The sequence below is a fragment of the Variovorax sp. GW821-FHT09D07 genome (genome assembly GCF_059416345.1).
The window spans coordinates 60,594-86,167 of sequence record NZ_JBWKOY010000012.1 but is presented as its reverse complement, the minus strand read 5'-3'; the positions used below and the strand labels follow the sequence as shown (position 1 = coordinate 86,167).

Annotated in this window: 27 protein-coding genes; 12 read left to right on the top strand and 15 right to left on the bottom strand. The window is 70.1% G+C overall.

Annotated features, from left to right (window positions below; translation table 11 throughout):
• Positions 1 to 11: 11 nt before the first annotated feature.
• Positions 12 to 1,205 carry an Acg family FMN-binding oxidoreductase gene (locus AC07OX_RS29015; protein WP_495262727.1) on the bottom strand — a complete coding sequence of 398 codons (1,194 nt, stop codon included), beginning with the start codon at positions 1,203 to 1,205 and terminating at the stop codon, positions 12 to 14.
• A gap of 117 nt (positions 1,206 to 1,322) precedes the next feature.
• Entirely contained in the window at positions 1,323 to 2,087 is a 765-nt protein-coding gene (locus AC07OX_RS29010) for a helix-turn-helix transcriptional regulator (protein ID WP_495262726.1), read from the bottom strand.
• 194 nt (positions 2,088 to 2,281) lie between these two features.
• On the opposite strand from AC07OX_RS29010, the gene AC07OX_RS29005 reads away from it, so the two are divergent.
• Both AC07OX_RS29005 and AC07OX_RS29000 read left to right on the top strand, forming a co-directional pair.
• Positions 2,282 to 2,779, top strand: coding sequence for a nuclear transport factor 2 family protein (locus tag AC07OX_RS29005; RefSeq protein ID WP_369631040.1), 498 nt, complete (start codon positions 2,282 to 2,284; stop codon positions 2,777 to 2,779).
• Positions 2,776 to 3,099, top strand: coding sequence for a GNAT family N-acetyltransferase (locus AC07OX_RS29000; protein ID WP_354347973.1), 324 nt, complete (start codon positions 2,776 to 2,778; stop codon positions 3,097 to 3,099). Before AC07OX_RS29005 ends, AC07OX_RS29000 begins: the two co-directional genes overlap by 4 nt.
• On the opposite strand, the gene AC07OX_RS28995 is transcribed toward AC07OX_RS29000, so the two are convergent.
• Both AC07OX_RS28995 and AC07OX_RS28990 read right to left on the bottom strand, forming a co-directional pair.
• Positions 3,089 to 4,276 (bottom strand): MFS transporter, encoded by a 1,188-nt coding sequence (locus tag AC07OX_RS28995; RefSeq protein WP_495262776.1) that lies wholly within the window; start codon positions 4,274 to 4,276, stop codon positions 3,089 to 3,091. The genes AC07OX_RS29000 and AC07OX_RS28995 overlap by 11 nt on opposite strands.
• A gap of 62 nt (positions 4,277 to 4,338) precedes the next feature.
• Positions 4,339 to 5,133: a UPF0149 family protein gene (locus AC07OX_RS28990; RefSeq protein ID WP_495262725.1), complete on the bottom strand. Its 795-nt coding sequence runs from the start codon at positions 5,131 to 5,133 to the stop codon at positions 4,339 to 4,341.
• 69 nt (positions 5,134 to 5,202) lie between these two features.
• Here AC07OX_RS28990 and AC07OX_RS28985 point away from each other — a divergent pair, with 69 nt between their 5' ends.
• Positions 5,203 to 6,903, top strand: coding sequence for an FMN-binding glutamate synthase family protein (locus AC07OX_RS28985; protein ID WP_495262724.1), 1,701 nt, complete (start codon positions 5,203 to 5,205; stop codon positions 6,901 to 6,903).
• Positions 6,900 to 7,805 (top strand): BUD32 family EKC/KEOPS complex subunit, encoded by a 906-nt coding sequence (locus AC07OX_RS28980; RefSeq protein WP_070063745.1) that lies wholly within the window; start codon positions 6,900 to 6,902, stop codon positions 7,803 to 7,805. Before AC07OX_RS28985 ends, AC07OX_RS28980 begins: the two co-directional genes overlap by 4 nt.
• 16 nt (positions 7,806 to 7,821) lie before the next feature.
• Here the strand turns inward: AC07OX_RS28980 and AC07OX_RS28975 are convergent, their stop codons facing one another.
• Together AC07OX_RS28975 and AC07OX_RS28970 are read right to left on the bottom strand one after the other, a co-directional pair.
• The gene (locus AC07OX_RS28975; RefSeq protein WP_062480304.1) at positions 7,822 to 8,247 is read right to left on the bottom strand and encodes a PIN domain-containing protein; all 426 of its coding nucleotides are present in this window, start codon (positions 8,245 to 8,247) and stop codon (positions 7,822 to 7,824) included.
• A gap of 53 nt (positions 8,248 to 8,300) precedes the next feature.
• The gene (locus tag AC07OX_RS28970; RefSeq protein ID WP_495262723.1) at positions 8,301 to 9,212 is read right to left on the bottom strand and encodes a LysR family transcriptional regulator; all 912 of its coding nucleotides are present in this window, start codon (positions 9,210 to 9,212) and stop codon (positions 8,301 to 8,303) included.
• Between the two features lie 121 nt (positions 9,213 to 9,333).
• On the opposite strand from AC07OX_RS28970, the gene AC07OX_RS28965 reads away from it, so the two are divergent.
• Together AC07OX_RS28965 and AC07OX_RS28960 are read left to right on the top strand one after the other, a co-directional pair.
• A complete protein-coding gene (locus AC07OX_RS28965) occupies positions 9,334 to 10,272 on the top strand; it encodes a DMT family transporter (RefSeq protein ID WP_495262722.1) in 939 nt (312 codons plus the stop codon).
• A 14-nt stretch (positions 10,273 to 10,286) separates the two neighbouring features.
• On the top strand, positions 10,287 to 10,601 hold the full coding sequence (locus AC07OX_RS28960; protein ID WP_062480310.1) for a DMT family transporter: 315 nt from the start codon (positions 10,287 to 10,289) through the stop codon (positions 10,599 to 10,601).
• A gap of 1 nt (position 10,602) precedes the next feature.
• Here the strand turns inward: AC07OX_RS28960 and AC07OX_RS28955 are convergent, their stop codons facing one another.
• Positions 10,603 to 11,856: a THUMP domain-containing class I SAM-dependent RNA methyltransferase gene (locus AC07OX_RS28955; protein ID WP_062480312.1), complete on the bottom strand. Its 1,254-nt coding sequence runs from the start codon at positions 11,854 to 11,856 to the stop codon at positions 10,603 to 10,605.
• Between the two features lie 81 nt (positions 11,857 to 11,937).
• Here AC07OX_RS28955 and AC07OX_RS28950 point away from each other — a divergent pair, with 81 nt between their 5' ends.
• The 5 genes from AC07OX_RS28950 to AC07OX_RS28930 all read left to right on the top strand — a co-directional run bounded on the left by AC07OX_RS28950 (position 11,938) and on the right by AC07OX_RS28930 (position 16,378).
• Positions 11,938 to 13,761: a sensor histidine kinase gene (locus AC07OX_RS28950; protein WP_495262721.1), complete on the top strand. Its 1,824-nt coding sequence runs from the start codon at positions 11,938 to 11,940 to the stop codon at positions 13,759 to 13,761.
• An 80-nt stretch (positions 13,762 to 13,841) separates the two neighbouring features.
• Positions 13,842 to 14,453, top strand: coding sequence for a cytochrome b (locus AC07OX_RS28945; RefSeq protein ID WP_495262720.1), 612 nt, complete (start codon positions 13,842 to 13,844; stop codon positions 14,451 to 14,453).
• On the top strand, positions 14,450 to 15,034 hold the full coding sequence (locus tag AC07OX_RS28940; RefSeq protein ID WP_062480316.1) for a YceI family protein: 585 nt from the start codon (positions 14,450 to 14,452) through the stop codon (positions 15,032 to 15,034). Before AC07OX_RS28945 ends, AC07OX_RS28940 begins: the two co-directional genes overlap by 4 nt.
• Before the next feature lie 38 nt (positions 15,035 to 15,072).
• The gene (locus AC07OX_RS28935; RefSeq protein ID WP_095743357.1) at positions 15,073 to 15,705 is read left to right on the top strand and encodes a YceI family protein; all 633 of its coding nucleotides are present in this window, start codon (positions 15,073 to 15,075) and stop codon (positions 15,703 to 15,705) included.
• Positions 15,706 to 15,730: 25 nt separating this feature from the next.
• Complete coding sequence (locus AC07OX_RS28930) at positions 15,731 to 16,378, top strand: LysE family translocator (protein ID WP_095743356.1); 648 nt, start codon at positions 15,731 to 15,733, stop codon at positions 16,376 to 16,378.
• Between the two features lie 12 nt (positions 16,379 to 16,390).
• Here the strand turns inward: AC07OX_RS28930 and AC07OX_RS28925 are convergent, their stop codons facing one another.
• The 7 genes from AC07OX_RS28925 to argS form a co-directional block, all read right to left on the bottom strand.
• Positions 16,391 to 18,007, bottom strand: a complete 1,617-nt coding sequence (locus tag AC07OX_RS28925; RefSeq protein WP_495262719.1) for a phospholipase D family protein — start codon at positions 18,005 to 18,007, stop codon at positions 16,391 to 16,393.
• Between the two features lie 10 nt (positions 18,008 to 18,017).
• Entirely contained in the window at positions 18,018 to 19,607 is a 1,590-nt protein-coding gene (gene rpoN, locus AC07OX_RS28920; protein WP_487848734.1) for an RNA polymerase factor sigma-54, read from the bottom strand.
• A 17-nt stretch (positions 19,608 to 19,624) separates the two neighbouring features.
• Complete coding sequence (gene lptB / locus AC07OX_RS28915; protein ID WP_062480328.1) at positions 19,625 to 20,419, bottom strand: LPS export ABC transporter ATP-binding protein; 795 nt, start codon at positions 20,417 to 20,419, stop codon at positions 19,625 to 19,627.
• Complete coding sequence (lptA, locus tag AC07OX_RS28910) at positions 20,416 to 21,135, bottom strand: lipopolysaccharide transport periplasmic protein LptA (RefSeq protein WP_495262718.1); 720 nt, start codon at positions 21,133 to 21,135, stop codon at positions 20,416 to 20,418. Before lptA ends, lptB begins: the two co-directional genes overlap by 4 nt.
• A 122-nt stretch (positions 21,136 to 21,257) precedes the next feature.
• Positions 21,258 to 21,902 carry a thiol:disulfide interchange protein DsbA/DsbL gene (locus tag AC07OX_RS28905; protein ID WP_095743352.1) on the bottom strand — a complete coding sequence of 215 codons (645 nt, stop codon included), beginning with the start codon at positions 21,900 to 21,902 and terminating at the stop codon, positions 21,258 to 21,260.
• 152 nt (positions 21,903 to 22,054) lie between these two features.
• Positions 22,055 to 22,819: an SPOR domain-containing protein gene (locus tag AC07OX_RS28900; RefSeq protein WP_095949698.1), complete on the bottom strand. Its 765-nt coding sequence runs from the start codon at positions 22,817 to 22,819 to the stop codon at positions 22,055 to 22,057.
• A 14-nt stretch (positions 22,820 to 22,833) separates the two neighbouring features.
• On the bottom strand, positions 22,834 to 24,519 hold the full coding sequence (gene argS, locus AC07OX_RS28895) for an arginine--tRNA ligase (RefSeq protein ID WP_495262717.1): 1,686 nt from the start codon (positions 24,517 to 24,519) through the stop codon (positions 22,834 to 22,836).
• A gap of 132 nt (positions 24,520 to 24,651) precedes the next feature.
• On the opposite strand from argS, the gene AC07OX_RS28890 reads away from it, so the two are divergent.
• A complete protein-coding gene (locus AC07OX_RS28890) occupies positions 24,652 to 25,017 on the top strand; it encodes a hypothetical protein (RefSeq protein ID WP_062479731.1) in 366 nt (121 codons plus the stop codon).
• A gap of 85 nt (positions 25,018 to 25,102) precedes the next feature.
• Here the strand turns inward: AC07OX_RS28890 and AC07OX_RS28885 are convergent, their stop codons facing one another.
• Entirely contained in the window at positions 25,103 to 25,555 is a 453-nt protein-coding gene (locus tag AC07OX_RS28885; protein ID WP_056584391.1) for a DUF2214 family protein, read from the bottom strand.
• Positions 25,556 to 25,574: the final 19 nt, after the last annotated feature.

Genomic DNA, 25,574 nt, shown 5'->3' with positions numbered 1-25,574 from the left:
GTGCGGGCTGTTCAGGCCTGCATGAAATCGCCGACCGGCCGACGCGGCGCGGGCGGCACCGGCGCCGTCGGAAAACCCAGGCGGCACATCATCTGCACGGTCGGGCTGCGCGCATGGCGCGACGGCGCGGCGCCGATCAGCATGTCGTGCGCCGCTGCGTGGTGCAGCGCCATCTCCGGAAATTCCTCGAGCGGCTGGCTCATGGGCTGCATGCCCAGGCCCAGGTCGGTGGCGCGCAGCTGCTGGCGCACGTAGGCGCGGCCCGCGGCGATCTGCTCGCTGCGGCTGTTGCCGCCGGTGCTGATCCAGACGAAGCCCATCGCCGTGTGGGCCTGGTCCTCGAACATCCGCAGCGTCTGCCGGAAAGAGAGGCTGTCTTCGGCGGCCGGCACCTCGCGGTCGAAGCGGCCCAGCGCGACCGCCATGCGCAGCGCCGGGTCGTTGAGCGAGAAGCCGTCGCGGTGCGCCAGGATTTCCTGCGGCCCGATGCGCAGCAGGCGCAGGTTCTCGCGCGCGGTGTGGGGCGTGACCAGCTCCACGCGCGCCGCCGCCGCGCACAGCTTGCGCAGCGGCAGCACGCGGGCCATGTCGACCGTGCCGGCCGATTGCACGCCCCCGCTTGAAGCCGAAGCCACGGCCGCGGTGAGCCCCTGCAGCATGTCGGCCGACACCCTGCGCCCGGTGTCGAAGCGCTGCTTGGGCGTGCGCCGCCGCAGCACCTGCGCGAACAGCGGATCGGGCGTGCCGCCGCGCGACAGCGTGAGACGCGCCACCGGCAGGTCGGGCCACTGCTGCGGCGCATCGCCCACCAGCTCGCCCTGCGGCCACAGCTGCACGCGCGCCTGCACGCCCTGCTGGGCCAGCGCCATCACCAGCAGCTCGATGAACGCACCGTGGCCGATCATGAGCTGGCGGCCGAAGGGGTCGGTGGCGGGCTGCACGCGGGCGCGGTCGGCGTGCAGCACGATGGCGTCGGGCTCGCGCAGGTCGACCCGCCAGGGCTGGCCGTTGTAGGCCGTGGGCGCGGTGACGGCATAGGCGACGGCGCGCTTGCGCACGTCGGGCTCGTCGCCCGGGCCGTTCCAGATCTCGAAGGCGGCGGCCGGCACGTCGGCGTGCAGCCACCAGGTGGCCAGGGCCGTCGCGCCCGCCGCCACCGCGAAGCAGCCGCCCAGCAGGCGCACGAAATTTCTGCGTTCTCTCATGGGCTTGATCGGTTGAAGCATCGGGCGCGTGACACACGGCCTGCCCGTGGCCGATTGCAGCACCGCGCCGCGCGGCGCCATGCGGCCCCCTGTCGTTTCCGACAGGGGTGGGCCGGCTCAGGGCGTGAGCAGGCCCAGCGCCAGGGCCCGCGCGCAGGTGGCGGTGCGGCCCTGCGTGTCGAGCTTGCGGGCCGCGCCCACGAGGTGGAAGTACACGGTGCGCTCGCTGATGTGCAGGATCTCGGAGATCTCCCAGGTCGACTTGCCGACCGCCACCCAGTGCAGCACCTCGCGCTGGCGCGCACTCAGCACCGGCACCTTCGCGTCGCCCTGCAGCCGGCGCACGGTCGAATGCAGGCAGGAGGCGAAGTAGTTCATCGGCGCCAACGTCGCACGCAGTTCGCGCAGGTCGGCGGTGGCGTCGGTGGTCAGGGTCATGAAGGCCCAGTCGATGCCGGGCGTCCACAGCGGCACGGTCAGCCCCGCCTTGAGCCCGTGCTCGCCGGCGCTGCGCAGCAGGCCGCGGGCGCGCTGCCCGATGTCGGCGCGCGTGTGGCTCACCTGCCCGAGCCAGCTCCACGCGGTGGCCGGCATCCCGGCGCGCACATGCTGCACCCGGGCGTCGGCCTGCTCGCCGGCGTTGCTGCGCAGCGACTCGTAGCGGCTGCGGGCCCACTCGGGGGGCAGCTCGTGGAAGAACAGCAGCGCGTCCTGCGCGGGGGTGTCGGCACGGGGCGCGGGCACCGGGCGCTTGAGCACGTAGGCGCCGTGGTTGAAGCCCATCGCCCGCATCGCGCGGCGGTTGACCTGCGCGACCTCCTCGAGCGTGCGGGCGGCCATGACGGCCTCGACGAACTGCCAGTCGTTGATCACCTCGGCCATGGATGCGTCCCCTCGGGTTGTGTGCGGCGGGCGCAGCGACTGTGGTTCTGGTTTTTCTGCGCCACCGCCAGGGCGCCGGCCCTGCGAGGACCGGCATCGGGGCGCATGTTAATGCCGGGCACCCGGAATCACCCGTGCGCTTCCTTGCGCGCCGCATCCCGGCGATGATCCGGCACCACCCATCCCGAGGCCCCATGACCGCAGCCACCCACGCCCCGACCATCGAGCGCTTCTACAGCGCGTTCTCGCAACTCGACGCCGCCACCATGGCCGCCTGCTACGCGCCCGACGCGGTGTTCGACGACGAGGCCTTTTCGCTGCGCGGCCGGCGCGAGATCGGCGGCATGTGGCGCATGCTCTGCGACGCCACCAAGGCCAAGGGTGCCGACGTGTGGCGCCTGAGCTGGCGCGACGTGCAGGCCGACGCCCGCACGGGCAGCGCGCACTGGGACGCCCACTACCGCTTCAGCGCCACCGGCCGCCTGGTCGACAACAGCATCGACGCGCGCTTCACCTTCACGCCCGACGGCCTGATCGCCACACACCGCGACAGCTTCCCGTTCTGGACCTGGTCGCGGCAGGCGCTGGGCACGCCAGGCCTGCTGCTGGGCTGGACGCCGATGCTGCGCAACAAGGTGCGCGCCACCGCCGCCGCCAACCTCGCCACTTTTCTTGCACGCCAACCTTCATGACCACTTCTTCCTCGACCGCCCTCACCTTCACGAACAACGAAGCGCAGCACCGCTACGAAGCCGCGCTCGACGGCAAGCTCGCGGCCTATGCCGAGTACAACCTGCTGACCGATGCGATCATGTTCACGCACACCGAGGTGCTGCCCGAGCATGAGGGCAAGGGCGTGGGCTCGGGCATTGCGAGGCACGTGCTCGACGAGGCGCGCGCCAACGGGCGGCATGTGATTCCGGTGTGCCAGTTCATCGCGGGCTACATCCGCAAGCACCGCGAGTACGCCGACCTCGTGCGGCCGGACATCCAGCGCGCCTTCAAGATCTGACGGAAGCCGCCTTCGGCGCGGGCAGCCACGCGAAGGCCGCGATGCCGATCACCAGCAGCGCCGCAATGACGGCCAGCACGGCGGTCAGCGGATCGCCGCCGTGCGCCGCGGCCACCGAGGCCGCCACGCCCGTGCCCCACTGCATGAACGCGACGCCCAGGAACATCGCCATGGTGAAGACGGCCATCGCGCGGCCCGTGAGCGCGGCCGGGTAGGCCACGCGCACGTCGGCGTACTGCCAGACGATGAAGCCCGAGAGCACGCCGATGAGCACCATGCCCGCGATGTCGAGCCAGGCGGAATGCACCACGGCGATGAGCGCGAACAGGCCGGCGTAGAAAAGGCCGCAGGCCACGATCCAGCGGCGGCGCGCGGCGCCGTCGCGGTCGAAGCGGCCGAACAGCGGCGAGCCGAACAGCGCGATCACCGACACCGCGAGCGCGACGTTGCCGCTTTGCACCAGCGAGTAGCCGTGGCGCTCCATCATCAGCGGACCCAGCCACAGCCCGCGCAGCGAGATGAAGGCCGCATACGTCACCGCACCCAGCACCATGATGCCCAGCGTGTGCGGCATGGCGAACAGCGCGCCGAACTGGCGCACGGCTTCGGGAATCGACTCTTTCTTCTGCGGCACGGCCGACACGGGCTCGTGCACCCAGCGCCAGATCGCGAGCCAGGCCAGCGCAGACGCCAGCGCGAGCACCAGGAAGCCCGCGCGCCACGAATACGCCTGCACCAGCCACGCGAGCGGCGTGCCGGTGGCCAGCATGCCCAGGCCGCCGATGGCCAGCACCAGGCCCGACACGGTGGCGAAACGCGCCGCCGGAAAGTGCCGCGCAATGAACACCGTGCACACAAGGAAGGCCGGCGCGCAGCCGACGCCGATCAGCGCCTGCCCGGCCACCAGCACGAGGTAGTTCGGCGACACGGCCGACAGCAGCGCGCCCGCGATCGCGACCGGGAAGGCCACGAGCACGGTGCGGCGCACGCCGTGCAGGTCGATGCCGATGCCCATGAAAAGCTGCATCGCGCCGAACGCAAAGTGAAAAGCCCCCGAGAAGATCCCGAGGGCTTGAGCCGAAAGGTGGAAGTCCGCTTGCAGCGGGCTCGCCATGATGGCGCCAACGGTGCGAAACGCCTGACTGAGCGCGACCCCGGCGCAGAGCGCGAGGACCATGACCCATGCCGCCTGCGGCGTCAGGGGTTGCGCGGCAGGGCGCTGCGTCGGCGCGACAGCACTCATGCCCCGTGGCACTTCTTGTACTTTTTTCCACTGCCGCAAGGGCACGGATCGTTGCGGCCGGGTTCGGCTTCCTTGCGGATCGTCTCGACCTTCGGGCCCAGGCTCTTCCAGAGCTGGCGCAGGTCGTACACCGCCCAGATCGCGGCGCCGAAGTCGTCCAGGCGCTGCTGGCTCACGCTGGGCGGGCCGTTCTCGTCGTACATCGACAGCGTGGGCTTGGCGGTGTCGTCCTCGGTCAGCGCAACGATGTTGTCGAGCGCGTCGTCGAGCATCTGCGCGGCTTCCTTGTCGCGCGGCGCGGCCCAGTCCTCGGGCCAGTTCTCGACCGCGTACATGAAGCCGAGCGCCCAGACCTGCGCGAACGAGGGAATCTCTTCGGCGGCCATCTCGGCGCGCTCTTCCTCGGGCAGCGAGGCGATGGCGCCGCGGGTGTCGAGCACCTCGGGCTGCCAGCTGCGCTCGTCTTCGAGCGATTCGACCGGGGCGTCGAGGCCTTCCTCGATCTCGCGCCAGCGGCGCTTCCAGTTCCAGACGAACTCCATGTGCTGGGCCGGCACGAAGTGGTCGCCCAGCAGCACGGGCCAGTATTCGGTGGGGTCGATGGGGCGGCGCGTGCAGATCAGCGCGGCCATGAAGCCTTCGCAGAACTCCCACTGGGGAATTTCCTCGTCGTGCTCGCGCATGGCGTCGAGCGCGCTGTCGAGGGCGTCAAAATCGTCGGGTCCCAGGGCTTGCGAGGAGGCGGCCAGGGCGGTGTCAGGGGTATCGGGGGTGTCGGATGTGGTCGTCATGGCAGCAGTCATGGCAGGTTGGGGGCAGCCCTCTATGATGCAGCAGGCTCCAGCCGACATCTGATGACTATGCCCACGATTATTCCGTTTCCCGCACGCTACAGCGCGTTCGCCCTGTGTGTGCTGGGTCTGGTCGCCTGCCTGGCGCTGGTTCTGGCCTCGCCGCACCTGTGGCTCGCGTGGATCGGCGTGGCCGCTTTCGCGGTGCTCACCGGCACCGGCGTGCACGACCTGCGCCAGGCGCGCCACGCCATCCTGCGCAACTACCCGGTCATCGGGCACCTGCGCTTTCTGCTCGAGTTCATCCGCCCCGAGATTCGCCAGTACTTCATCGAGAGCGACGCCGAGGCCGCACCCTTCTCGCGCGCCCAGCGCTCGCTGGTGTACCAGCGCGCCAAGGGCGAGCCCGACAACCGGCCCTTCGGCACGCAGCTGAACGTGTCGGCCGCGGGCTACGAGTGGATCAACCACTCGATGCAGCCCACCAAGCTGGCGAACCACGACTTCCGCATCGTGATCGGCGGCACGCCGCAGCCGGCCGATGCGAACCTGGCGCAGATCTGCACCCAACCGTACAGCGCCAGCGTGTTCAACATCTCGGCGATGAGCTTCGGCGCCCTGTCGGCCAACGCCATCCTCGCGCTCAACCAGGGCGCGCAGATGGGCGGCTTTGCGCACGACACCGGCGAAGGCTCGATCTCGCAGCACCACCGCGTGCACGGCGGCGACCTGATCTGGGAAATCGGCTCGGGCTACTTCGGCTGCCGCAACGACGACGGCACCTTCAACGCCGAGCGCTTCACCGCCAACGCGCGCGACCCGCAGGTGAAGATGATCGAGATCAAGCTCAGCCAGGGCGCCAAGCCCGGCCACGGCGGCGTGCTGCCGGCGGCCAAGGTCACGCCCGAGATCGCGGCGGCGCGCGGCGTGCCGGTGGGCGTGGACTGCGTCTCGCCCTCGTCGCACAGCGCGTTCTCCACGCCGACCGAGATGATGCATTTCGTCGCGAAGCTGCGCGAGCTGTCGGGCGGCAAGCCGACCGGCTTCAAGTTCTGCCTGGGCCACCCGTGGGAATGGTTCGGCATCGTCAAGGCGATGCAGGCCACCGGCATCACGCCCGACTTCATCGTGGTCGACGGTGCCGAGGGCGGCACGGGCGCGGCGCCGGTCGAGTTCAGCGACCACGTCGGTGCGCCGCTGCAGGAAGGCCTGCTGCTCGTGCACAACACGCTGATCGGCGTGAACCTGCGCCACCGCATCAAGATCGGCTGCGCCGCCAAGGTGATCACCGCCTTCGACGTGGCCCGCATGATGGCGCTGGGCGCCGACTGGTGCAACGCGGCGCGCGGTTTCATGATGGCGCTGGGCTGCATCCAGGCCCAGAGCTGCCACACCGGCCACTGCCCCACGGGCGTGACCACGCAGGACCCGGTGCGCCAGCAGGCGCTGGTGGTGCCAACCAAGGCCGACCGGGTCCGCAACTTCCACCGCAGCACGCTGCATGCGCTGCAGGAGCTGGTGCAGGCCGCGGGCCTCGATCACCCGCAGCAGATCACCGCGCACCACATCGTGCGCCGCATCTCCGACACCGAGGTGCGCCTGCTGAGCAACCTGGTGATGCAGGTGCAGCCCGGCGCGCTGCTCGGGCCGCTGGACAACCAGCACACCGTTTTCCGCACCTACTGGCCGCTGGCCAGTGCACAGAGTTTCCAGCCCGTGACGCAGGGCCCGCACGGGCTGCTGGCGCCGGGCTTCGCCATGGCCGCATGAATCCACTGAGACGAGGAGGCGCCGCGACGCGCCTGTACAGCCAACGGGGCGCCGCGTCGGCGCCCGCGCCGCTCGACGACGCCCCGGGCTCGGCGCCCGGCGACTACGCCGAGTTCCTGCGCGTCACGCTGCCCAGGCAGGCCAAGAACGTGGCCAGCCACCGCTTCGGCAGTGAGCGCGTCTGGCTCAAGAAGGCCGGCCCGCGCCACGGCAAGTGGGGCTACCGCGTGATGGCACTGGCCGCGCGGCTGGCCGGTCTCGACGTGATCAAGCCCGTGCCCAACCCGGGCGGCGAAGCCGCCATCGCCACCGAGGCACGTCGCCTGAAGCAATTGGCCGCCGCAGGCCTGCGCGTGCCGATCGTGCTGGCGCAGCAGGCCGACGGGCTGCTGATTTCCGATCTTGGCGAAAGCGGCCGTGCCACCGTGGTGCTGCAGGAGCGCATCGACCAGGCCGCCGCCGCCGGCCCCGCCGCCCTGCTCGCCGTGTGGCGCGAGGGCCTGGCCGCCATCGCCGCCGTGCACCTGTGCGGCCAGCACCTGAGCCAGGCCTTCGACCGCAACCTCGTGCAGTGCCCCGACGGCGTGATCGGCTACATCGATTTCGAGGACGATCCCTCCGAGGTCATGACCCTGGCCGAATGCCAGGCCCGCGACTGGCTGAGCTACCTGCACTCCACGGCCATGATGCTCGAGGCCGCCGCGCCGCAGGCGGCGGGGCAGCACTGGCACGCGGCGCTGGCGGAGGTGGACGAGGAAGTGCGCGAGCGCATCGCGAACGCGGCACGGCGCATGAAGTGGGCGCAGAAGCTGCCGGCCAGCCGGCGCTGGGGACGGGACACGCAGCGCGTGCGGGCCGTCGCGCGCCTGCTGGGGCAGTGGTACGAACTGAACAAGGCCTGAGACGGACCGGCGTGGCCTAGGCCAGCGCCGACCGCACCGCCACCCCGCGCAGCGCCAGCCGCTTCTTCATGGACAGCACCGCCTTGTCCTTGCTGAACAGCTGCGCCCCGTGCGCCACGGACAGGTCGATGAACACCTGGTCGTCCGGATCGCTGCACACGCAGGGCGCGCGCGCCGGCACCTCGGTCACCAGCTGCACGCGCGCATCGAAATCCGCGAGCACCACGGGAATCGTCAGCTCCCGCTGCGCCATGCGCCGGGCGATCAGCGGGTAGCCCAGCACGCGTTCCAGTTCGCTGCGCATCGCGGGCGTGGCCAGCCAGCGCAGCGCGCCGCGCGCGAGGTCGTCGACCAGCGGCGCCCAGGCGGGGTCTTCGAAGACCAGCAGGTCGAGGGCGATGTTGGTGTCGATGACGACGAGGTCGGGGGCTGGCAAGGTCATGGTCGCGTGAAATCTGTCTATCGCCGATGTTGCACCATGCGGCGCCCGGGCTTCTAGCGCGCCGCCGGCCGCCCTGAAGGCATCGCCAGCACCTTCGCTTCGGCAACGAGCCGCGCGTAGGCAAAGTCGGTGAAGGCCTTGATCCGCGCGACCTCCTTCAGGTCGGGATGCGTCAGCACCCAGACCTGCGTGTCGAGCGCCTCCCTCGGCGCCTCGACCTGCACCAGCTCGTCTTCCGCATCGGCCAGCATGCACAGGAGCATGCCCAGGCCCAGGCCGCGCTTCACGAGCTGCGTCATGCCCACGAGGCTGTCGACGCGCGCCGCGATCCGCGCCGGCGGCACCTGCTCGCGCAGCCACTTGGCCTGCAGCAGGTGCGACAGGCCTTCGTCGGGCGCGACCCAGTCGTGCTGGTCTAGCGGGGTCGTCGCCCCGTGCTTCGCGAGGTAGGCCTTCGACGCGTACACCGCCGTCTGCAGGCGCCCGGCCCGGCGCCCGACCAGGTGGTCCGGCGGGGCGTTGGTCGGGCGGATCGCCACGTCGGCCTCGCGCTTGGTCAGGCTCAGGAAGAGGTTGTTCATCACCACCTGCAACTCGATGCCCGGGTGCAGCGCCCGGAAGTCCGCCAGGATCGGCCCGAGCAGCCCGGCCATGAAGGTGTCGGTGCTGGTGATGCGGATGACGCCGGTCAGTCGCAGGTCGAGCCCCATGAGGTGGCGCTGCGCGGCGTCGATCTGCTCGCCCACGCCCTGCAGGCGCTCGCGCAGTGCCTCGCCGGCCAGCGTCATCGCGTAGCCGGCGGGCAGGCGGTCGAACAGGCGCACCGCCATGCGCGCCTCGAGCGCGCCCAGGCGCCGCAGCACGGTGGAATGGTTCACGCCCAGCTGGCGCGCGGCGCCGGAGAGCGAGCCGGCCTGGCCGACGGCCAGGAACACGCGAAAGTCGTCCCAGTCTGTGCCCTGCATTTATGCATACCGCGGATGCGATTTTTTCGAATGGCTTTGCAAACGTGCCGATCCTACAGTCGTCCGCAGGGGGCCGCGATTCTCCCGCCCCGCATCCACACCACACGGAGGTCGAACCACCATGGACGCGTTTTTCATTCCCGCCTCGCTCGTCGCCGGAGGCCTGCTCGCCGTGCAGGCCGGCGCCAACGCCCAGCTCTCCAAGGCCACGGGCAGCCCGTTCACCGCCACGACCTTGCAGCTGTCGGTCGGCACGCTGGCCCTGCTGGCGGTGGCGCTCGCCACGGGCACGCTGACGGCGCTGGCCGGCCTGCCGGGCGTGCCGTGGTGGCACGTGATCGGCGGCACGGCCAGCGCCTTCTACGTGGTCTCGACCATCCTGCTGTTTCCGCGCCTGGGCGCGGTGGTGGCGGTCGGCCTGTTCATCGCGGGGCAGATGCTGGCCTCGTTCGCGCTCGACACCTTCGGCCTGCTCGGCGTGGCCCCCAAGGTGCTGACGCCGGCCATGGCCGGCGGCACGCTGGCGGTGCTGCTCGGGGCCGGGGCCATCGTCGCGGGGCAGGCCGGCAGCCTGCGCCAGGCGCTGGCGGGCAAGGCCGGATGGATCGTGCTCGCGCTGCTGGCCGGCGCGGTGCTGCCGGTGCAGGGCGTGGTCAACGGGCTGCTGCGGCAGGACCTGGGCGCGCCGTTCGCGGTGGGCGCGGTGAGCTTCTTCGTGGCGACGCTGGCGATGGCCCTGGCGCTGCTGCTCGTCACGCTGTTCCGGCGTGCGCCCGCCCCTGCGGCGGTCGCACCGCAGGGCTCGGCGCTGCGCGGCATGCCGTGGTGGGGCTGGCTCGGCGGTCTTGCGGGCGCGGCCTATGTGACGACGGTGTTCACGGCGATCCCGGCCATCGGCGCCGCGGCCGCGGTCGGGCTGACGGTGGCGGGGCAGCAGGTGGCGTCGGTGTTCGTCGACCGCTACGGCTGGTTCCGGCTGCCGCAGCGCCCGGTGTCGGGCCTGCGCATGGCCGGCGTGGCCGTGCTGCTGCTCGGCGTGGCCATCATCAAGCTGCTGTGAAAGGAGCGAACGCCATGGCCTGGTTTCTTCTGCTTGCCGCCGGACTGGTGGAGATCGTGATGGCCCTCGCGCTGAAGGCCGCGGCGGGCTGGGAGCGCCCCGGCGCCGGTGCGCTGGGCCTGGGCGCGGCGCTGGCGAGCATCGTGCTGCTCACCGCCGCGATGAAGACGCTGCCGGTCGGGACCGCCTACGCGATCTGGACCGGCATCGGCGCCATCGGCGTCACGCTGATCGGCATCTTCTTTTTCCAGGAGAGCGCGGCGCCGCTGCGGCTGGTGTGCATCGCGCTGATCTTCCTGGGCATTGCAGGCCTGAAGCTGCAGAGCTGATTCAGGTGGGGGCGTCTTGCGGCGCAGCGCGGTTCGAGCCCCGCACCATGTCGAAGCGGAACAGCCGGCATTCGATGGGGCCGTTCCACATCGGCACGCGGCGCGACTCTTTCAGGCGCATCTGCTTGGGCAGCTTCAGGTCGGGCGTGAGCACCCAGGCGGTCCAGCCCGCGTAGTTCTTCTTCCAGTGGGTGGCGAGCTGCGGAAAGAAGTCGCCGCCGTCGCCGCCTTCACCGTCACCCGGGGTCTGGGCGGCCTCGCGGGCGCCGAAGCGCGCCACGCCGCCGACCTCGATGCGCTCGCCGTACGGCGGGTTGAGCATGATCACGCCGCCCTCGGCCGGCGGCATGCGCTGCAGGGCGTCGCCGCCGCGGAACTCGATGGCGCCCGCCACGCCCGCGCGTTCGGCGTTGCGCTCGGCGAAGTCGACCATGCGGTGCGACACGTCGGAGCCGAAGACGGCGATGGCGCTCGCATGCTGCGCGTTGGCGGCTTCATTCTTGATGGCCGCCCAGACGTGCGCCTGGAACGGCAGCAGCTTCTCGAAGCCGAAGCGCCGCAGCGAGCCCGCCGCGATGCCGCTGGCGATCTGCGCGGCCTCGATGGCGATGGTGCCGCTGCCGCAGCAGGGGTCGTACAGCGGGGCCTTGGCAACCTCGCCGGTCTCGGGGTTCCACCAGCCGCTGGCGGCCAGCATGGCGGCGGCCAGGGTTTCCTTCAGCGGGGCGTCGCCCTTGTCCTGGCGCCAGCCGCGCTTGAACAGCGGCTCGCCCGAGGTGTCGATGTACAGCGTGCAGCTGTCGGTGGTCAGGTGCGCAAAGATGCGGCAGTCGGGCCACTGGGTCTCGATGCTCGGGCGCACGCCATTGGCCTTGGCGCGGAAGCGGTCGGCCACGGCGTCCTTGATGCGCAGGGTGGCGAAGTTCAGGCTCTGCAGCGGGCTGTGCTGGGCCGTGGTCTCGATCTTGAAGGTCTGCTTGGGCGTGAACCAGATCTCCCAGGCCACGCCGTTGGCGATGGCGTACAGGTCGTTCTCGTTGCGGTAGGGCCCGTGGGCCAGTTCGACCAGCACGCGCTGCGCGAGCCGGCTGTGCAGGTTGAGCTTGAGGCCATCGCGCCAGTCGGCGCGCACGCGCACGCCGCCGCGCAGGGTGAGCAGGTCCTGCCCGGCACGGCCGGTCAGGGCATGCACCTCCTGGGCAAGGAATTCCTCGACGCCGGCGGCGCAAGGCAGGAAAAATGAGAGATCGTTCACGGAAAGTCGGCCATCGGGAAGCCCGCTAAGGGCCCCCATTGTCGCCGGGGCTGGGGCCTTCTCTATATAGTCGATTTGCCCATGACGCCCACCCCCGCCTCCGCGGCCCCCCCGGCAGACGCCCGCGACGGCGACCACCGCTTCGCGATCCAGTGCGAAGTGCTGCGGTTGTCGATCCGCCCGCTCGGGCCGGTGCTGCTGGTGCAGTACCTGCTCAACTGCGGCGTGGCGGCGCTCTTCGCCTGGCAGTTCTCGCCGGTGCGCGCGCTGGTGTGGCTGGCGCTGGTCACCGGGGTCACGGTGATGCGCGGCTTCTTTGCGCAGTGCCTGCCCGAGCCCTTCACCCCCGCCACCCTGCGCGCCGCGCAGCGCCAGCACACGCTGCGCACGGCCATCTGGGAGCTGGCGCACGGCCTGGCGGGCGTGCTGCTGTTCAACCCCGAGCGGCCCGACCTGCAGCTGCTGCTGGGCCTGATCCTCATGGGCATGACGCTGTCGTCGGCGTTCTCGGTGTCGTTCTACACGCCGGCCACGCAGCTGGCCATCACGCTGCTGCTGGCGCCGGTGATCGTCACGGGCCTGTGGCTCGGGGCGCCGGTGATGATGGCGGTCGCGGTGATCGGCATCGGCCTGACCGCGATGATGTGGAAGCTGGTGGCCGACCATTCGCGCCAGCTCGAGGAGAACATCGGCCTGCGCCTGAACGAGCGCACGCTGCGCGAACAGGCGCTGGCCGGCCTGCGCGCCTCCGAGCAGGCGCAGGCCGAGCGGCTGCGCTTCTTCTCGGCGGCCAACCACGACCTGCGCCAGCCGGTGATGGCCATCGGGCTGCAGGCCGAGGTGCTGCGCCAGCAGCTGCAGCACGGCACCGACAGCGCGGCGGTGCAGCACACGGTGGCCTCGCTCTCGCGCGCGCAGCAGGCGCTCGAGGGCCTGACCAACCAGCTGCTCGAAATCGGCCGCATCGAGGCCGCGGTCGATCCGCTGCGCCCGGCGGCGGTGGCGCTGGCGCCGCTGCTGAACGAGCTGGCGCGCCAGGCCGGCGAAGGCCGCGTCGCGGTGCGCTGCCCGGCCGATGCGGTGGCCTGGACCGACGCGGTGGCGCTGCGCCGCGTGCTCTCCAACCTGCTGGACAACGCCCTCAAGTTCACGCCGCGCGGGCGCGTGCTGCTGGCCGTGCGGGCACGCCGCCGGCTCGGCACGGACACCGGGCGCGCGTGGCGCGTCGAGGTGCGCGACAGCGGCATCGGCATCGCGGCCGAATCGCAGACGCGGGTGTTCGACGACTTCGAGCAGGTCGGCAACGTGGAGCGCAACCTGCAGCACGGCCACGGCCTGGGGCTGGCGATCGTGCGGCGGCTGGCGGGGCAGCTGGGCATCGAGGTCGCGCTGCGCTCGGCGCCGGGCAAGGGCTCGGTCTTCAGCTTCGAGCTGCCGGCGGCCCGCCCCGGTGCGGCGGCGGTGCCAGCGCCCGCGCCCTCCGTGGCGCTGGACGAGCCCGACGCCGACACCGTGCTGCGCCCCGGCCTCGCGGTGCTGGTGGTCGAGGACAACATCGTGGTGGCCGACAGCCTCTCGGCGCTGCTGCGGCACTGGCACGTGGCGCCGCGCATCTACGCCAGTGCCGCCGAGGCGCTCGCGCTGGCCGACCTGGACGCGCTCGACGCGGCGCTGTGCGACATCCGCCTGCCCGGCGCGTTCAACGGCATCGCGCTGGCCGAGCGGCTGGCGCAGCGCAAGCCCGCACTGACGATCGCGCTGATCTCGGCCGACATCACCGAGGCCACGCAGCAGCTGGCCGCCGCGCGCGGCTGGCATGCGCTGCGCAAGCCGGTGCAGCCGGATGCGCTGCGGCGCGTGCTGCTGCGGGCGCAGCAGCAGCAACAACCGCCGTCGTCGACGTAGCGCGGCGCGGGCCGGTCCCGCTGCGGTGTCATCGCTTCCGAGCTATGCTCCGCGCACAGGCCGCCGCCGCCCCTGCCCCGATGCCCGTCGAACCCCTTCCCGCTCCTTCCGTTGGCGCCGCCGCCCTGCGCGAGCCGCGCTACGGGCGGGTCGCGATGCTGCTGCACTGGCTGCTCGCGGCGATGATCGTCGGCTCGCTCGGCGTCGGGCTCTACATGACGGGCCTGCCCTTCTCGCCGCAGCGCCTGAAGCTCTACAGCTGGCACAAGTGGGCCGGCATCACCATCCTCCTGCTGTCGGCGCTGCGGCTGCTGTGGCGCCTCACGCACCGCCCGCCGCCGCTGTCGGCGCGGGTGCTGGCGGCCATGCCGGCCTGGCAGCGGGCCGCCCACCGCATCAGCCATGCGCTGATGTACCTGCTGTTCTTCGCGGTCCCGCTGTTCGGCTGGGCCTACAGCTCGGGCATGGGCGTGCCGGTCGTGTGGTTCGGCCTGCTGCCGCTGCCCGACCTGGTGGCGGTCGACAAGGACTTCGCCGAAGCCGTGCTCAAGCCGCTGCACCAGCGCAGCGCCTTTCTGCTGGCCGGCGTCACGCTGCTGCACGTGGCGGCGGCGCTCAAGCACCACTGGATCGACCACGACGGTCTGTTGCAACGCATGTGGCCCGCGCCACGCAAGGAATCCGCCGGATGACGACCCGTCTTTTGTGGGGCACCGCCGCCCTCCTCGGCCTCGCGCTGCACGCCGCGGCCGAGCCCATGCCGGCCACCACTGCCAAACTGGTGCCCGAGAAGAGCCAGATCGCCTTCGTCAGCAAGCAGATGGGCGTGCCGGTGGAAGGCAGCTTCAAGCGCTTCGACGCACAGGTCGCCTTCGACCCGAAGAAGCCCGAGGGCGGCTCGGTCGTGCTGCAGATCGACACCGCCAGCGCCGGTTTCGGCGTGCCCATGAGCGATGCCGAGCTGCCCAAGCCGACCTGGTTCGACACCGCGCATTTCCCGCAGGCCAGCTTCCGCTCGAGCGCCATCAAGGCGCTGGGCGAGGGCCGTTTCGAGATGGCCGGCAAGCTCACCATCAAGGGCGTCAGCAAGTACGTGACGGTGCCCGTGAGCATCGTGTCGTCGGGCGGCGCGTATTCGGTCGCCACGGGCACCCTCACGATCCAGCGGCTCGACTACAAGGTGGGCGACGGCGAATGGACCGACACCTCGGTGGTCGGCAACGAGGTGCAGGTGCGCTTCAAGCTGACGCTCGCGGGCCTCGGGCCGCTGTGACGACGATTTCATTTCCCATGCATCCTTCTTCCCTTGCCATGAACAAGCTCTTCTTCGCCGCGGCCCTGTGCGCGGGCGCGGCCCTGCCGCTGGCCGCCACGGCCCAGGAATACACCGCGCCGCCGCTGGCCGCCAAGCCCGCGGGCGGGCCGGTCAAGAACGCCAGCTACGTGATCGACCCGACCCACACCTTCGTCATGTACGAGATGGGCCACTACGGCACCACCACCAACCGCGGCCGCTTCAGCACCAAGGACGGCTCGGTGCAGATCGACGGCACCGGCGCCAGCGGCAAGGTCGACATCACGATGGACATCAGCTCCATCAACACCGGCGTCGACCTGCTCAACCGCCACGTGCAGAGCAAGGACTTCTTCAACGTGGCCGAATTCCCCACCGGCCGCTTCGTGGCCGAGCGCATCGACTTCAGCGGCGACAAGGTGACCGACGTGCCCGGCACGCTCACGCTCATGGGTCAGACCAAGCCGGTGACGCTGAAGGCCGTGCGCTTCAACTGCTACCTGAACCCGCTGATCAACCGCCAGGTCTGCGGCGGCGACTTCGAGGCCACCGTGCAGCGCAGCGACTGGGGCATCACCTGGGGCCTGAACTTCGGCTTCGAGAACAAGGTGAAGCTGCTGGTGCAGGTCGAAGCCGTGAACGTGCAATGAACCCATCCCCCACCGGAGCCACCCCATGACCGACGCCCACCTCCTGTCCCTGCTCGGCATTGCCGGCGCCATGGCCGTGGGCGCGATGAGCCCGGGCCCGAGCTTCGTGATGGTGGCGCGCACGGCCGTGGCCTCGCGCAGCGACGGGCTGGCGGCGGCCCTGGGCATGGGCGCCGGCGGGCTGGCGTTCTCCATCGCGGCGCTGGCCGGGCTGCAGGCAGCGTTCCTCGCGGTGCCGGCGCTGTACCTCGCGATCAAGGCCTTCGGCGGCGCCTATCTGATCTACCTGGGCTTTCGCATCTGGCGCGGCGCGCGGCAGCCGCTCGCGATCACGCCCGACACGGACGCCTCGCCCCGCAGCCAAGGCCGCAGCGGACGCACCTTCCTGCTCGGCCTGGCCACGCAGATCAGCAACCCGAAGACGGCGGTGGTGTACGCGAGCATCTTCGCGGCCTTCCTGCCGCGCGAGGTGCCGCTGGTGCTGGCGCTCGCCGTGCCGGCCGTGATCTTCTGCATCGAGACGGGCTGGTACGCGATCGTCGCGCTGGCACTGTCCTCGGCCGCGCCGCGCGCGGCCTACCTGCGCTACAAGACCTGGATCGACCGCGCCGCCGGCGGCGTGATGGGCCTGCTGGGCCTGCGGCTGGTGTGGTCGGCCGTGCGCGGCACCTAGCCAACCAAGCCGCTACAGCAGGCTCTCGGGCGTGAGCGGCGCCAGCAGTTCGAGCATGGTGCGGTCCCAGAAGCCCGAGTCGGGCTCTTCGTGCAGCACGGTGGTCTTGCCGCCTTCCTCGCTGACCCACTCGATGCGCCGCGAGCCGGTGGCGCCCGCATCGGCGCCTTCGGCAAAGCGCAGCCGGTAGGCGCCCTGCTGCTTGAGCACGTCGAGCAGCTTCAGGGTCTGCTGCGCCATCTCGGGGCTGCGGATGAACAGGCCGATCTCGGTGTTGTGGATTTCGGAGCGCGGATCGAAATTCATCGAGCCGACGAACAGGATGCGCTGGTCGATCACCGCCGACTTGGCGTGCAGCCGGCCCACCGACGTGCCGAACAGGCCGAGGCGCACGCTGCGCCGCGTGCGCGCGGAACTCAGCTCGTGCAGCTCGGCGCCCAGCGCCAGCATGTCGGCGCGGTAGCGGCGGTAGGCGGTGTGGACCAGCGGTTCGTCGGTGGCGGCGAGCGAGTTGGTGACCACGCTGATCTTCACGTTGCGCCCGCGGATCTCGCGCATCACCTCCAGCCCCGACGCGCCCGGGATCAGGTAGGGCGAGACCAGCATCACATCGCTCCGCGCGCGGCGCATCTGCTCGACCACGTTGTAGCGCACGCTGTCCACGTCGAGCAGCGGCACGCCGCCATACGACGCGGTCTTGCCGATCACGCGGTCGGGTGAATCGGCATAAGCCTCGGCGGTGGTCCAGATCAGGCCGAGCTTGCCGGCGTCGAGGTCGTCGGCCACGGGGCTGTAGCCGAGCAGGTCGTTGGGCGCAGGCCTGGGCGGCGGCGGCGTGGTGTCGGGGCCGGTGGCGGCGTCGAAACGGCGCTGCAGCTCTTCGCGCGGCAGGTCGGTGTGCACGACCGCGCCGATCGGGCGCACGTGCGGGCTGTTCCAGTACTGGTCGAACAGCACGCCCAGGCGCGGGATCAGCGCGCCCGTGACGAAGGTGTCGAGGTCGATGAAGTTCGGGCCGGTGGTGCGGCGGAAGTACTGGTTGCCGATGTTGCGCCCGCCCGCCACCGCCATCGCGCCGTCGGCGATGAAGAGCTTGTTGTGCATGCGGCGGTTGACGCGGCTGAAGTCGAACAGCGACGCGGTGAAGCGCTTGAGCAGGCTGCCGCGCCCGGCCGGGAACGGGTTGAACAGGCGCAGCTCCACGTTCGGCGTGGCGGCCAGGCCGAGCAGCAGCTCGTCTTCGCCCGAGGTGTACAGGTCGTCCATCAACAGGCGCACGCGCACGCCGCGCTGGGCCGCATCGCGCAGGGTGCGCAGCAGGTAGCGGCCGGTCTCGTCGTTCTCGATCTGGTAGTACTGCACGTCGAGCGTGCGCTGCGCGCGGCGCGCCAGCTGCAGCCGCGTGTCGAAGGCGAAATCGCCGCCGGGCATCAGGCGAAAGCCGCTGAGGTCGGGGTCGGGCTGCGAGGCCAGCGCGATCTTGCCGAGCGCGGTGTCGGCCGAGACGGCGATGGCCTTGGTGGGCGGGCGCGGTGCCTCGTCGGGCAAGGTGGCACAGCCGGCGAACAGCGATGCAGCCACGAGGGCGAAGACCCAATGCCCCCAGCGCGACAGCAGGCGACGGGTCATCGTGGGCTTTCTACAGGGCTTTGCGCAGGTTGGCCGGTGCGATGCGCAAGGCCTCGCGGTACTTGGCGACGGTGCGGCGCGCGCACTCGATGCCCTGCTCTTTCAGCATCTCGGAAATCTGGCTGTCGGACAGCGGCTTCTTGATGCTTTCCGAACTCACGAACTGCTTGATCAGCGCGCGCACCGCGGTGCTCGACGCGTTGCCGCCGGTCTCGGTGCCCAGCGCCGAGCCGAAGAAGTACTTGAGCTCGACCGTGCCGAAGGGCGTGGCCATGTACTTGGCGGTGGTCACGCGCGAGATGGTCGACTCGTGCAGGCCCAGCTCGTCGGCGATCTCGCGCAGCACCAGCGGGCGCATGGCCAGCTCGCCGTGCACGAAGTAGCTCTTCTGGCGCTCGACGATGGCGTTGCTCACGCGCAGGATGGTGTCGAAGCGCTGCTGGATGTTCTTGATGAACCAGCGCGCCTCCTGCAGCCGCTGCGACAGCGCCTGGCTGCCCTCGCCCTTGTGCGACTTGAGCGCCCCGGCGTAGATGTCGTGCACGCGCAGGCGCGGCATGACCTCGGGGTTCAGCATGACGCGGAACTTCACGTTCGTGCCGCGCCCGGTCTTGGTCACGATCACGTCGGGAATGACGATGTTGCGCTCGACGTCGACAAAGCGGCGCCCTGGCTTGGGTTCGAGCCGCGCAATGACTTGCAGCGCCGAGCGCACCAGCTCTTCGTTGGTGCGCGTGAGCGTGGCCAGGCGCTTGAAGTCGCGCCGCGCGAGCAGCTCCATCGGCTGCTTGCAGATCGCGATGGCGGTCTTGCGGATGAGCGCTTCGGCCTCGGTCTCGTCTTCGCTGGCGAGCGCCTTCAGCTGGATGCTCAGGCATTCGCCCAGGTCGCGCGCACCGACGCCGACCGGCTCCAGGCTCTGCAGCAGGCCCAGCGCCACCTGGAAGTGGTGCACGAGGTCGTCGAACTGGTCGTTGTCGTCGCCCGCCAGGCCCGAGGCCAGCGCGGGCAGCGAGTCTTCGAGGTAGCCGTCGTCGTTGAGCGACTCGATCAGGAAGCGCAGCGCGGCGCAGTCGTTTTCATTGAGCCGCAGGCTCAGCGCCTGGCGGTGCAGGAAGGACTGCAGCGACTCCTGGCTGCGCGCGAGCTCGGTGGCGTCGGCACGCTCGTCGTCGCCCAGGTTGTTCTGGCGTGCGGGTGCATCGCTGCCCCACTCGCTGTCGTCGGGCGCCATGTCGACGGTGCCGTCGCCTTCCCAGTCGGGCTCGCGCTCGGCGATCTCGGCGGCGGGGCCGTCGGTGTCGGGGGTCGAGGAGGTGGTGTCGCTGGACGTGGAGGACGTGCTGGCGGCGGACGGCGTGAACTCGGCCTCGCCCTCGCCCGCGTCGTCGCGCGGCACCGGCGCATCGGCCGTGTCCAGCCCGAATTCCTCGCGCGCCGCTTCTTCCGCGGTGCGTTCGAGGAACGGGTTCTCGTCCAGCATCTGCTCGACCTCCTGGCTCAACTCGAGCGTGGAGAGCTGGAGCAGGCGAATGGACTGCTGCAGCTGTGGCGTCAGCGCCAGATGCTGCGAGACGCGAAGGGACAGCCCTTGCTTCATGGAGACCCGACCCTCCCTTACATGCGGAAGTGCTCGCCCAGGTACACCCTGCGTACCTCGGCGTTGTCGACGATCTCCGAGGGTGTGCCTTGTGCCAGCACGTGCCCGTCGCTGATGATGAACGCGTGATCGCAGATGCCCAGCGTCTCACGCACGTTGTGGTCGGTGATGAGCACGCCGATGCCGCGCTCTTTCAGGAAACTGATGATCCGCTGGATCTCGATCACCGCGATCGGGTCGATGCCGGCGAAGGGCTCGTCCAGCAGGATGAAGCGCGGCTGCGTGGCCAGTGCGCGTGCAATTTCAACGCGGCGGCGCTCGCCGCCCGACAGCGCGAGCGCGGGCGAATCGCGCAGGTGGTCCACGCGCAGGTCGGCCAGCAGGTCGGCCAGTCGCTCTTCGGTGTGCTGCTTGGTCAGCGGCATCATGCGGCCGTTGGCGTCGGGCTCGCGCTGCAGCTCGAGCACGGCACGCACGTTTTCCTCGACCGTGAGCTTGCGGAAGATCGAGGCTTCCTGCGGCAGGTAGCTCAGGCCCATGCGCGCGCGGCGGTGAATGGGCATGTGGGCGATGGGCTCGCCGTCGATGGTGATCTCGCCGGCGTCGGCGCGCACCAGCCCGACGATCATGTAGAACGAGGTGGTCTTGCCCGCGCCGTTGGGGCCGAGCAGTCCGACGACCTCGCCCTTTTGCACATCGAGCGAGACGTCTTTCACGACCGTGCGGCTGCCGTAGCTCTTCTTGAGGCCGCGCGCCACGAGGCGGCTGCCCGGAATGCCGTCGGCGGCCTGGGTTCCTGCGGTTTCGATCACTTGCGCCCTTCCCCTTCGGTGCCGCCCAGCGTGGTGCTCGGGCGCAGCCCGGCGCCGGGCGCGGGGGTGGGTGCCGGGGCCGCGGGCTTCTTGCCGCCGGCTGCCGGTGCGGAGCCGGGGGCCGCCGGGGCCGCGGCGGCCTTCGGCGTGAGGATGGCCTTGACGCGGCCACCGCCGCCCGCCGAGACGCCGGCGTTCGGCGGCACGAGGGAACCGTTGACGGTGTAGGTGTCGTTGCTCTGGTCGTAGACGATCAGGGCGCCGCTGCTCTCGTCGTTGGCCGTGGCGCCGATCAGCCGGCGCATGACGGCGCGGCGGATGAACTTGACGTTGTCGGCGCGGCTGTCGTACTCGATGACTTCCGACTCACCCTCGATCCACTCGTCGCCGGCGTTGCGCTTCTGCTTGTAATAGGCCAGCTTGCCGGGCGCCGCCGTGACCACGCCGTACTGGTAGCCCTCGGCGTCCTGGCGCACGTCCAGCCGCGCGCCGCGGATGATGATCGTGCCCTTCGTGACCAGCACGTTGCCGGTGAACACGCTGGTCTGTTTCAGGTCGTCGTAGCGCATCGAGTCGGACTCGATGTTCATCGGCTTGGTGCGGTCGGCGGTCTCGGCCAGGGCGCCCGAGGCGGCACCGGCCAGCAACAGCGCACCGAAAGCCAGGCGGCCGAGGCGACGAAGGGTGGGGAATGTGGGGATGGAGGGCAATGTCATAAAGGCACGAAACTTGCTCTGAAACATTGTATGCGTGGGATGGCAATTGCCCACCGCCGCCAATGAAAAAGCCCGCCGAAGCGGGCCTTGCATTCGACCGAAGAACCAGGTCGTCGGGTCGGTCAGCCCTTCTTGGCTTCGCCGATGAGGAAGGTCGCGACCTGCAGCACCTTGGACATGCTGCCGGCGGTTTCGCCGTCGACATACCAGCGGCCCGCCACGGCCAGGGCCGGCACGCCGGCGACCTTGTAGGCCTCGGTCTGCTGCGCCGCGCGGCGGGCCTTGCTGGCCACGCCGAAGGACGCAAAGGTTTCCTTGAACTTGGCGCCGTCGAGGCCGGCACGCTCGGCCCAGGCCTGGATGTTGGCGTCGCCGTTCAGGTTCTGGCGCTGCGCGTGGATCGCGGCAAACACCTTCGGGTGGTACTCGTCCAGCTTGCCCATCGCTTCGAGCGTGAAGTACAGGCGCTGCTTGGCTTCGACGTCGTTGCCCACGAAGGGCACCGGGATGCGGCGGAAGGCCACTTCCTTCGGGGCTGCCTTGACCCAGGCTTCGAGCGAGGGCTCGAAGTCGTTGCAATGCGGGCAGTTGTACGAGAAGAACTCGACCACCTCGACCTTGCCGGCGGGTGCATCGACGGGCACGCGCTTGTCGAGCACGAGGAAATCGGTGCCGGCCTTGGGGGCGCGCTGGGCGTGTGCCGGAACGGCAGCCAGCGAAAGCAGCCCGATCGAAGTGGCGGCCAGCGAAAAGTCACGACGTTTCATGGAAAAGGTTCTCCTGTGGGTACCGCAGTACAGAGCCGGCGCGCCGCCGGGAGTTCCCCGTGGACGGCGCGACCGAGGCGCTGGAATTGACAAACGAGTGCGGCAGATGCCGCGCGGGCGAGAGCTTAAAGGCTGTTCAAGAAAGGCGTCGGTCAGCGCTGCACGCGCACCAGCGCCGATTCGAGACCGCCGCCGTCGAGCCGTTCCTTGAGCCGGTCGGCGTCGTCCTTCTTGTTGAACGGGCCCGCGCGCACGCGGTAGACCGTGCGACCGGCCTGCTCGCGCTCGGTGACCTTGGCCTCGACGCCCATGAGCGACAGCTTGGCGCGTTGCGCCTCGGCGTCGTCGGTGGTGCGGAAGGCGCCGGCCTGCACGAAGTACATGAAGGGGTCGGCACCCGACGACGACGGCGCGGCGGCCGTGTGGCTCGGCGCGGCGGACGCGGTGGTCGTGCTGCCGCCCGCGCGGGCGCGGGCGAGGTCGCCCAGCGGATCGTTCGACGGCGGCAGGGCGTTGGCTTCGGCCGGCACCGGCGCGGGGCGCGCCGGCTTGGGCGCTACCACGACGGGGGCCGGGGCGGTGACCGGCGCGGTGGCGACGGGCGGCGTGCCGGGGGCCACGGTGGCGGGCGCGCCGGTGATCGGGTTCACCGGGCCGGTGGCCGTGGCGGCCGGCGGCGTGGCGGCCGGCTTGGGCGCGCCGGCCTTGCCGGCCAGCGGCGCGTTCGGGTCCCAGTCGCGGTTCTTGCGGGCTTCGGCTTCGTCCTGCTCGGCACCGCCGCGTTGCGTCTTGTTGACGAACGGGATCGGCACCTTGGTGACGTAGACCGCGATGCCCAGGGCGACGCCCAGACCGAGCACCAGGCCGATGATCAGCCCGATGACGATGTTGCCGCGTTGTCTGCTTGTCTTCTTCATGTTCAGAGGGTGATTCACATCTTGCTCGGCGCACTGACGCCGAGGATCGCGAGGCCATTGTGCAGCACCTGCGCGCAAGCGGCGACGAGTGCCAGGCGCGCTTTCTTCAACGTTTCGTCGTCGACCAGCACACGCTCGGCGTCATAGTAGCTGTGCAGATTGGCGGCCAACTCGCGCAGGTAGAAAGTTACGTCGTGGGGCGCGAAATCCTTGGCAGCGGCCGTCAACATGCCCGGGTACTTGGCCAGTTGCAGCATCAGCGTCTGCGCTTGCGGGGCCTCCAGCGAGGACAGGTCCACCGTGCTCAGAGATGCCACGTCGCCGGCCCAGTCGCGCAGCATCTTGCAGATGCGCGCGTGCGCCATCTGCACGTAGTAGACCGGGTTGTCGTTGTTTTGCGCCAACGCCAGATCGATGTCGAAAAGGAACTCGGTATCGGGCTTGCGGCTGAGCAGGAAGAAGCGCACGGCATCGGTGCTGGTCCACTCGATCAGGTCGCGCAGCGTGACGTAGCTGCCGGCGCGCTTGCTGATCTTGACCTCTTCGCCGCCCTTCATGACGCGCACCATGGTGTGCAGCACGTAGTCGGGGTAGCCCTCGGGAATGCCTTCGCCCGCGGCCTGCAGGCCGGCGCGCACGCGCGCGATGGTGCCGTGGTGGTCGGTGCCCTGGATGTTCACGACCTTGTGGAAACCGCGCTCCCACTTGGCGATGTGGTACGCGACGTCGGGCACGAAGTAGGTGTACGTGCCGTCCTGCTTCTTCATCACGCGGTCTTTGTCGTCGCCGTAGTCGGTCGACTTCAGCCACAGCGCGCCGTCCTGCTCGTAGGTCTTGCCGGCGGCCACGAGCTCGGCCACGGCGGCCTCGACGCGCCCGCTCGTGTAGAGGCTGGACTCGAGGTAGTAGTTGTCGAAGCGCACGCGGAAGGCCTGCAGATCGAGGTCCTGCTCGCGGCGCAGGTAGGCCACGGCGAATTCGCGGATGCTGTCCAGGTCGTCGATGTCACCGCTGGCGGTGTACTCGCGGTCGTCCGACTTGACGGTCTTCTTGGCCTTGAAGTCCTCGGCGATGTCGGCGATGTAGTCGCCGTTGTAGGCCGGGGCCTTTTCGCCGCTGGGCCACTCGGGGTCGCCGGGCTTGAAGCCCTTGGCGCGCAGCTGCGTGCTGTTGGCCAGCGTCTGGATCTGCACGCCGGCGTCGTTGTAATAGAACTCGCGCCACACGCTCTGACCCTGCGAGGCCTGCAGGTTGCAGATGGCGTCGCCCAGCGCAGCCTGGCGGCCGTGGCCGACGTGCAGCGGACCGGTCGGGTTGGCCGACACGAACTCGACCAGCACCTTTTCGCCGGTGGCGGGCTGCTGGCCGAAGCTTTCGCCGGCGGCCAGCACCTCGCGCACGATCTGCTGCTTGGCGGCGGCCTTCAGGCGGATGTTGAGGAAGCCGGGGCCGGCGATCTCGATGGCCTCGACCCATTGGCCGAAAGCAGGGGTGGCGAGCAGCGCAGCGCTCAGTTCCTCGGCCAGTTCGCGAGGCTTGCGCCCCAGCGGCTTGGCGAGCTGCATGGCGGCGGTGCTGGCGAAATCGCCGTGCGCCGCCACCTTGGGCGACTCGAACGCGGCTTTGGCGCCGGCGCCGGGAGAGAGGGTTTCGAGCGTGTTCGCGAGCGCCGCGAGCAGCTCCTGTTTGACCAATAGCATCTGTGAATTTTACCGGGGGCAAACCCGGACCCAGTTAACGATCGTCATCCGATGGGCGATGTCGCCCGTTAGGATGGTCGGCCCCGAGGCGGGGCGTCTGTCACAACCCAACCTTGCAAGGACATATCCACCATGAAGAAGCTCCTTTCCCTGGTCGCCTCCACCGTCGCGCTCGGCGCCTGCCTGTCGTTCAGCGCCTACGCGCAGGACAAGGCACCCGCACCGGTCGTGGCCCCCGCCGCCGCAGCCGCACCTGCGGCAGCCCCTGCCGCCGCGGCCGCACCCGCCGGTGGCGCCAGCTGCGATGCCAAGGCCATCGACAAGAACGGCAAGCCGCTGGCTGGTGCCGCCAAGAACAGCTTCATGAAGAAGTGCACCAAGGCCGCCGCCGCACCCGCCTGCGCCGCCAAGGCGGTCGACAAGAACGGCAAGGCCCTGGCCGGTGCCGCCAAGAACAGCTTCATGAAGAAGTGCGAAGCCGACGCGGCCAAGGCCTGATCCGGCGCGGCGCCGTCTGGCGCTGACATTTGTTACTCCCGAAGGGCCCGCTCACGCGGGCCTTTTCTTTTTGTCTCTGTTTTGATTACTTGCCGAAGCCGCGCGCCAGGAACACCGCCACCAGCGGGATCAGCGCGATCAGGTGCGCCTGGATCATCACCAGCTTGCGCGTCTTCAGGATGTCGGCCTCTGCCGGCAGCTTGCCCGTGGCGCGCAGCGTCTTGCGCCAGCGGAAGTAGGTCAACGTCGGGAAGATCGACAGCACGCCCACGATGATGAACAGCGTGAGCTTCACGTGCAGCAGCGGGTTGGTCCAGTACCAGGCCGTGCCCTTCACGCCCCACCAAGTGCGCGCGATGCCGGTGGCCAGCACCGCGATGGCGGCGATGCCGTAGACCATGTCGACCTTGGCCAGCCGCTCGACCACGGCGGCATTGAGCCATTGCACGCGGCACAGCGCGGCTTCACTGGAGATGAACACGACCATCGTGAGGATGGCCAACAGATGCAGGTAGGCGAGGATGGCTTCGAGGGTCATCGGAAACTTTCTTCATCGG

Excerpts from the sequence above, each read along its gene's own strand:
- AC07OX_RS29015 (WP_495262727.1), bottom strand. The coding sequence starts at position 1,205 with ATGAGAGAACGCAGAAATTTCGTGCGCCTGCTGGGCGGCTGCTTCGCG.
- AC07OX_RS29010 (WP_495262726.1), bottom strand. The coding sequence starts at position 2,087 with ATGGCCGAGGTGATCAACGACTGGCAGTTCGTCGAGGCCGTCATGGCC.
- AC07OX_RS29005 (WP_369631040.1), top strand. The coding sequence starts at position 2,282 with ATGACCGCAGCCACCCACGCCCCGACCATCGAGCGCTTCTACAGCGCG.
- AC07OX_RS29000 (WP_354347973.1), top strand. The coding sequence starts at position 2,776 with ATGACCACTTCTTCCTCGACCGCCCTCACCTTCACGAACAACGAAGCG.
- AC07OX_RS28995 (WP_495262776.1), bottom strand. The coding sequence starts at position 4,276 with ATGGTCCTCGCGCTCTGCGCCGGGGTCGCGCTCAGTCAGGCGTTTCGC.
- AC07OX_RS28990 (WP_495262725.1), bottom strand. The coding sequence starts at position 5,133 with ATGACGACCACATCCGACACCCCCGATACCCCTGACACCGCCCTGGCC.
- AC07OX_RS28985 (WP_495262724.1), top strand. The coding sequence starts at position 5,203 with ATGCCCACGATTATTCCGTTTCCCGCACGCTACAGCGCGTTCGCCCTG.
- AC07OX_RS28980 (WP_070063745.1), top strand. The coding sequence starts at position 6,900 with ATGAATCCACTGAGACGAGGAGGCGCCGCGACGCGCCTGTACAGCCAA.
- AC07OX_RS28975 (WP_062480304.1), bottom strand. The coding sequence starts at position 8,247 with ATGACCTTGCCAGCCCCCGACCTCGTCGTCATCGACACCAACATCGCC.
- AC07OX_RS28970 (WP_495262723.1), bottom strand. The coding sequence starts at position 9,212 with ATGCAGGGCACAGACTGGGACGACTTTCGCGTGTTCCTGGCCGTCGGC.
- AC07OX_RS28965 (WP_495262722.1), top strand. The coding sequence starts at position 9,334 with ATGGACGCGTTTTTCATTCCCGCCTCGCTCGTCGCCGGAGGCCTGCTC.
- AC07OX_RS28960 (WP_062480310.1), top strand. The coding sequence starts at position 10,287 with ATGGCCTGGTTTCTTCTGCTTGCCGCCGGACTGGTGGAGATCGTGATG.
- AC07OX_RS28950 (WP_495262721.1), top strand. The coding sequence starts at position 11,938 with ATGACGCCCACCCCCGCCTCCGCGGCCCCCCCGGCAGACGCCCGCGAC.
- AC07OX_RS28945 (WP_495262720.1), top strand. The coding sequence starts at position 13,842 with ATGCCCGTCGAACCCCTTCCCGCTCCTTCCGTTGGCGCCGCCGCCCTG.
- AC07OX_RS28940 (WP_062480316.1), top strand. The coding sequence starts at position 14,450 with ATGACGACCCGTCTTTTGTGGGGCACCGCCGCCCTCCTCGGCCTCGCG.
- AC07OX_RS28935 (WP_095743357.1), top strand. The coding sequence starts at position 15,073 with ATGAACAAGCTCTTCTTCGCCGCGGCCCTGTGCGCGGGCGCGGCCCTG.
- AC07OX_RS28930 (WP_095743356.1), top strand. The coding sequence starts at position 15,731 with ATGACCGACGCCCACCTCCTGTCCCTGCTCGGCATTGCCGGCGCCATG.
- AC07OX_RS28925 (WP_495262719.1), bottom strand. The coding sequence starts at position 18,007 with ATGACCCGTCGCCTGCTGTCGCGCTGGGGGCATTGGGTCTTCGCCCTC.
- rpoN (WP_487848734.1), bottom strand. The coding sequence starts at position 19,607 with ATGAAGCAAGGGCTGTCCCTTCGCGTCTCGCAGCATCTGGCGCTGACG.
- lptA (WP_495262718.1), bottom strand. The coding sequence starts at position 21,135 with ATGACATTGCCCTCCATCCCCACATTCCCCACCCTTCGTCGCCTCGGC.
- AC07OX_RS28905 (WP_095743352.1), bottom strand. The coding sequence starts at position 21,902 with ATGAAACGTCGTGACTTTTCGCTGGCCGCCACTTCGATCGGGCTGCTT.
- AC07OX_RS28900 (WP_095949698.1), bottom strand. The coding sequence starts at position 22,819 with ATGAAGAAGACAAGCAGACAACGCGGCAACATCGTCATCGGGCTGATC.
- argS (WP_495262717.1), bottom strand. The coding sequence starts at position 24,519 with ATGCTATTGGTCAAACAGGAGCTGCTCGCGGCGCTCGCGAACACGCTC.
- AC07OX_RS28890 (WP_062479731.1), top strand. The coding sequence starts at position 24,652 with ATGAAGAAGCTCCTTTCCCTGGTCGCCTCCACCGTCGCGCTCGGCGCC.
- AC07OX_RS28885 (WP_056584391.1), bottom strand. The coding sequence starts at position 25,555 with ATGACCCTCGAAGCCATCCTCGCCTACCTGCATCTGTTGGCCATCCTC.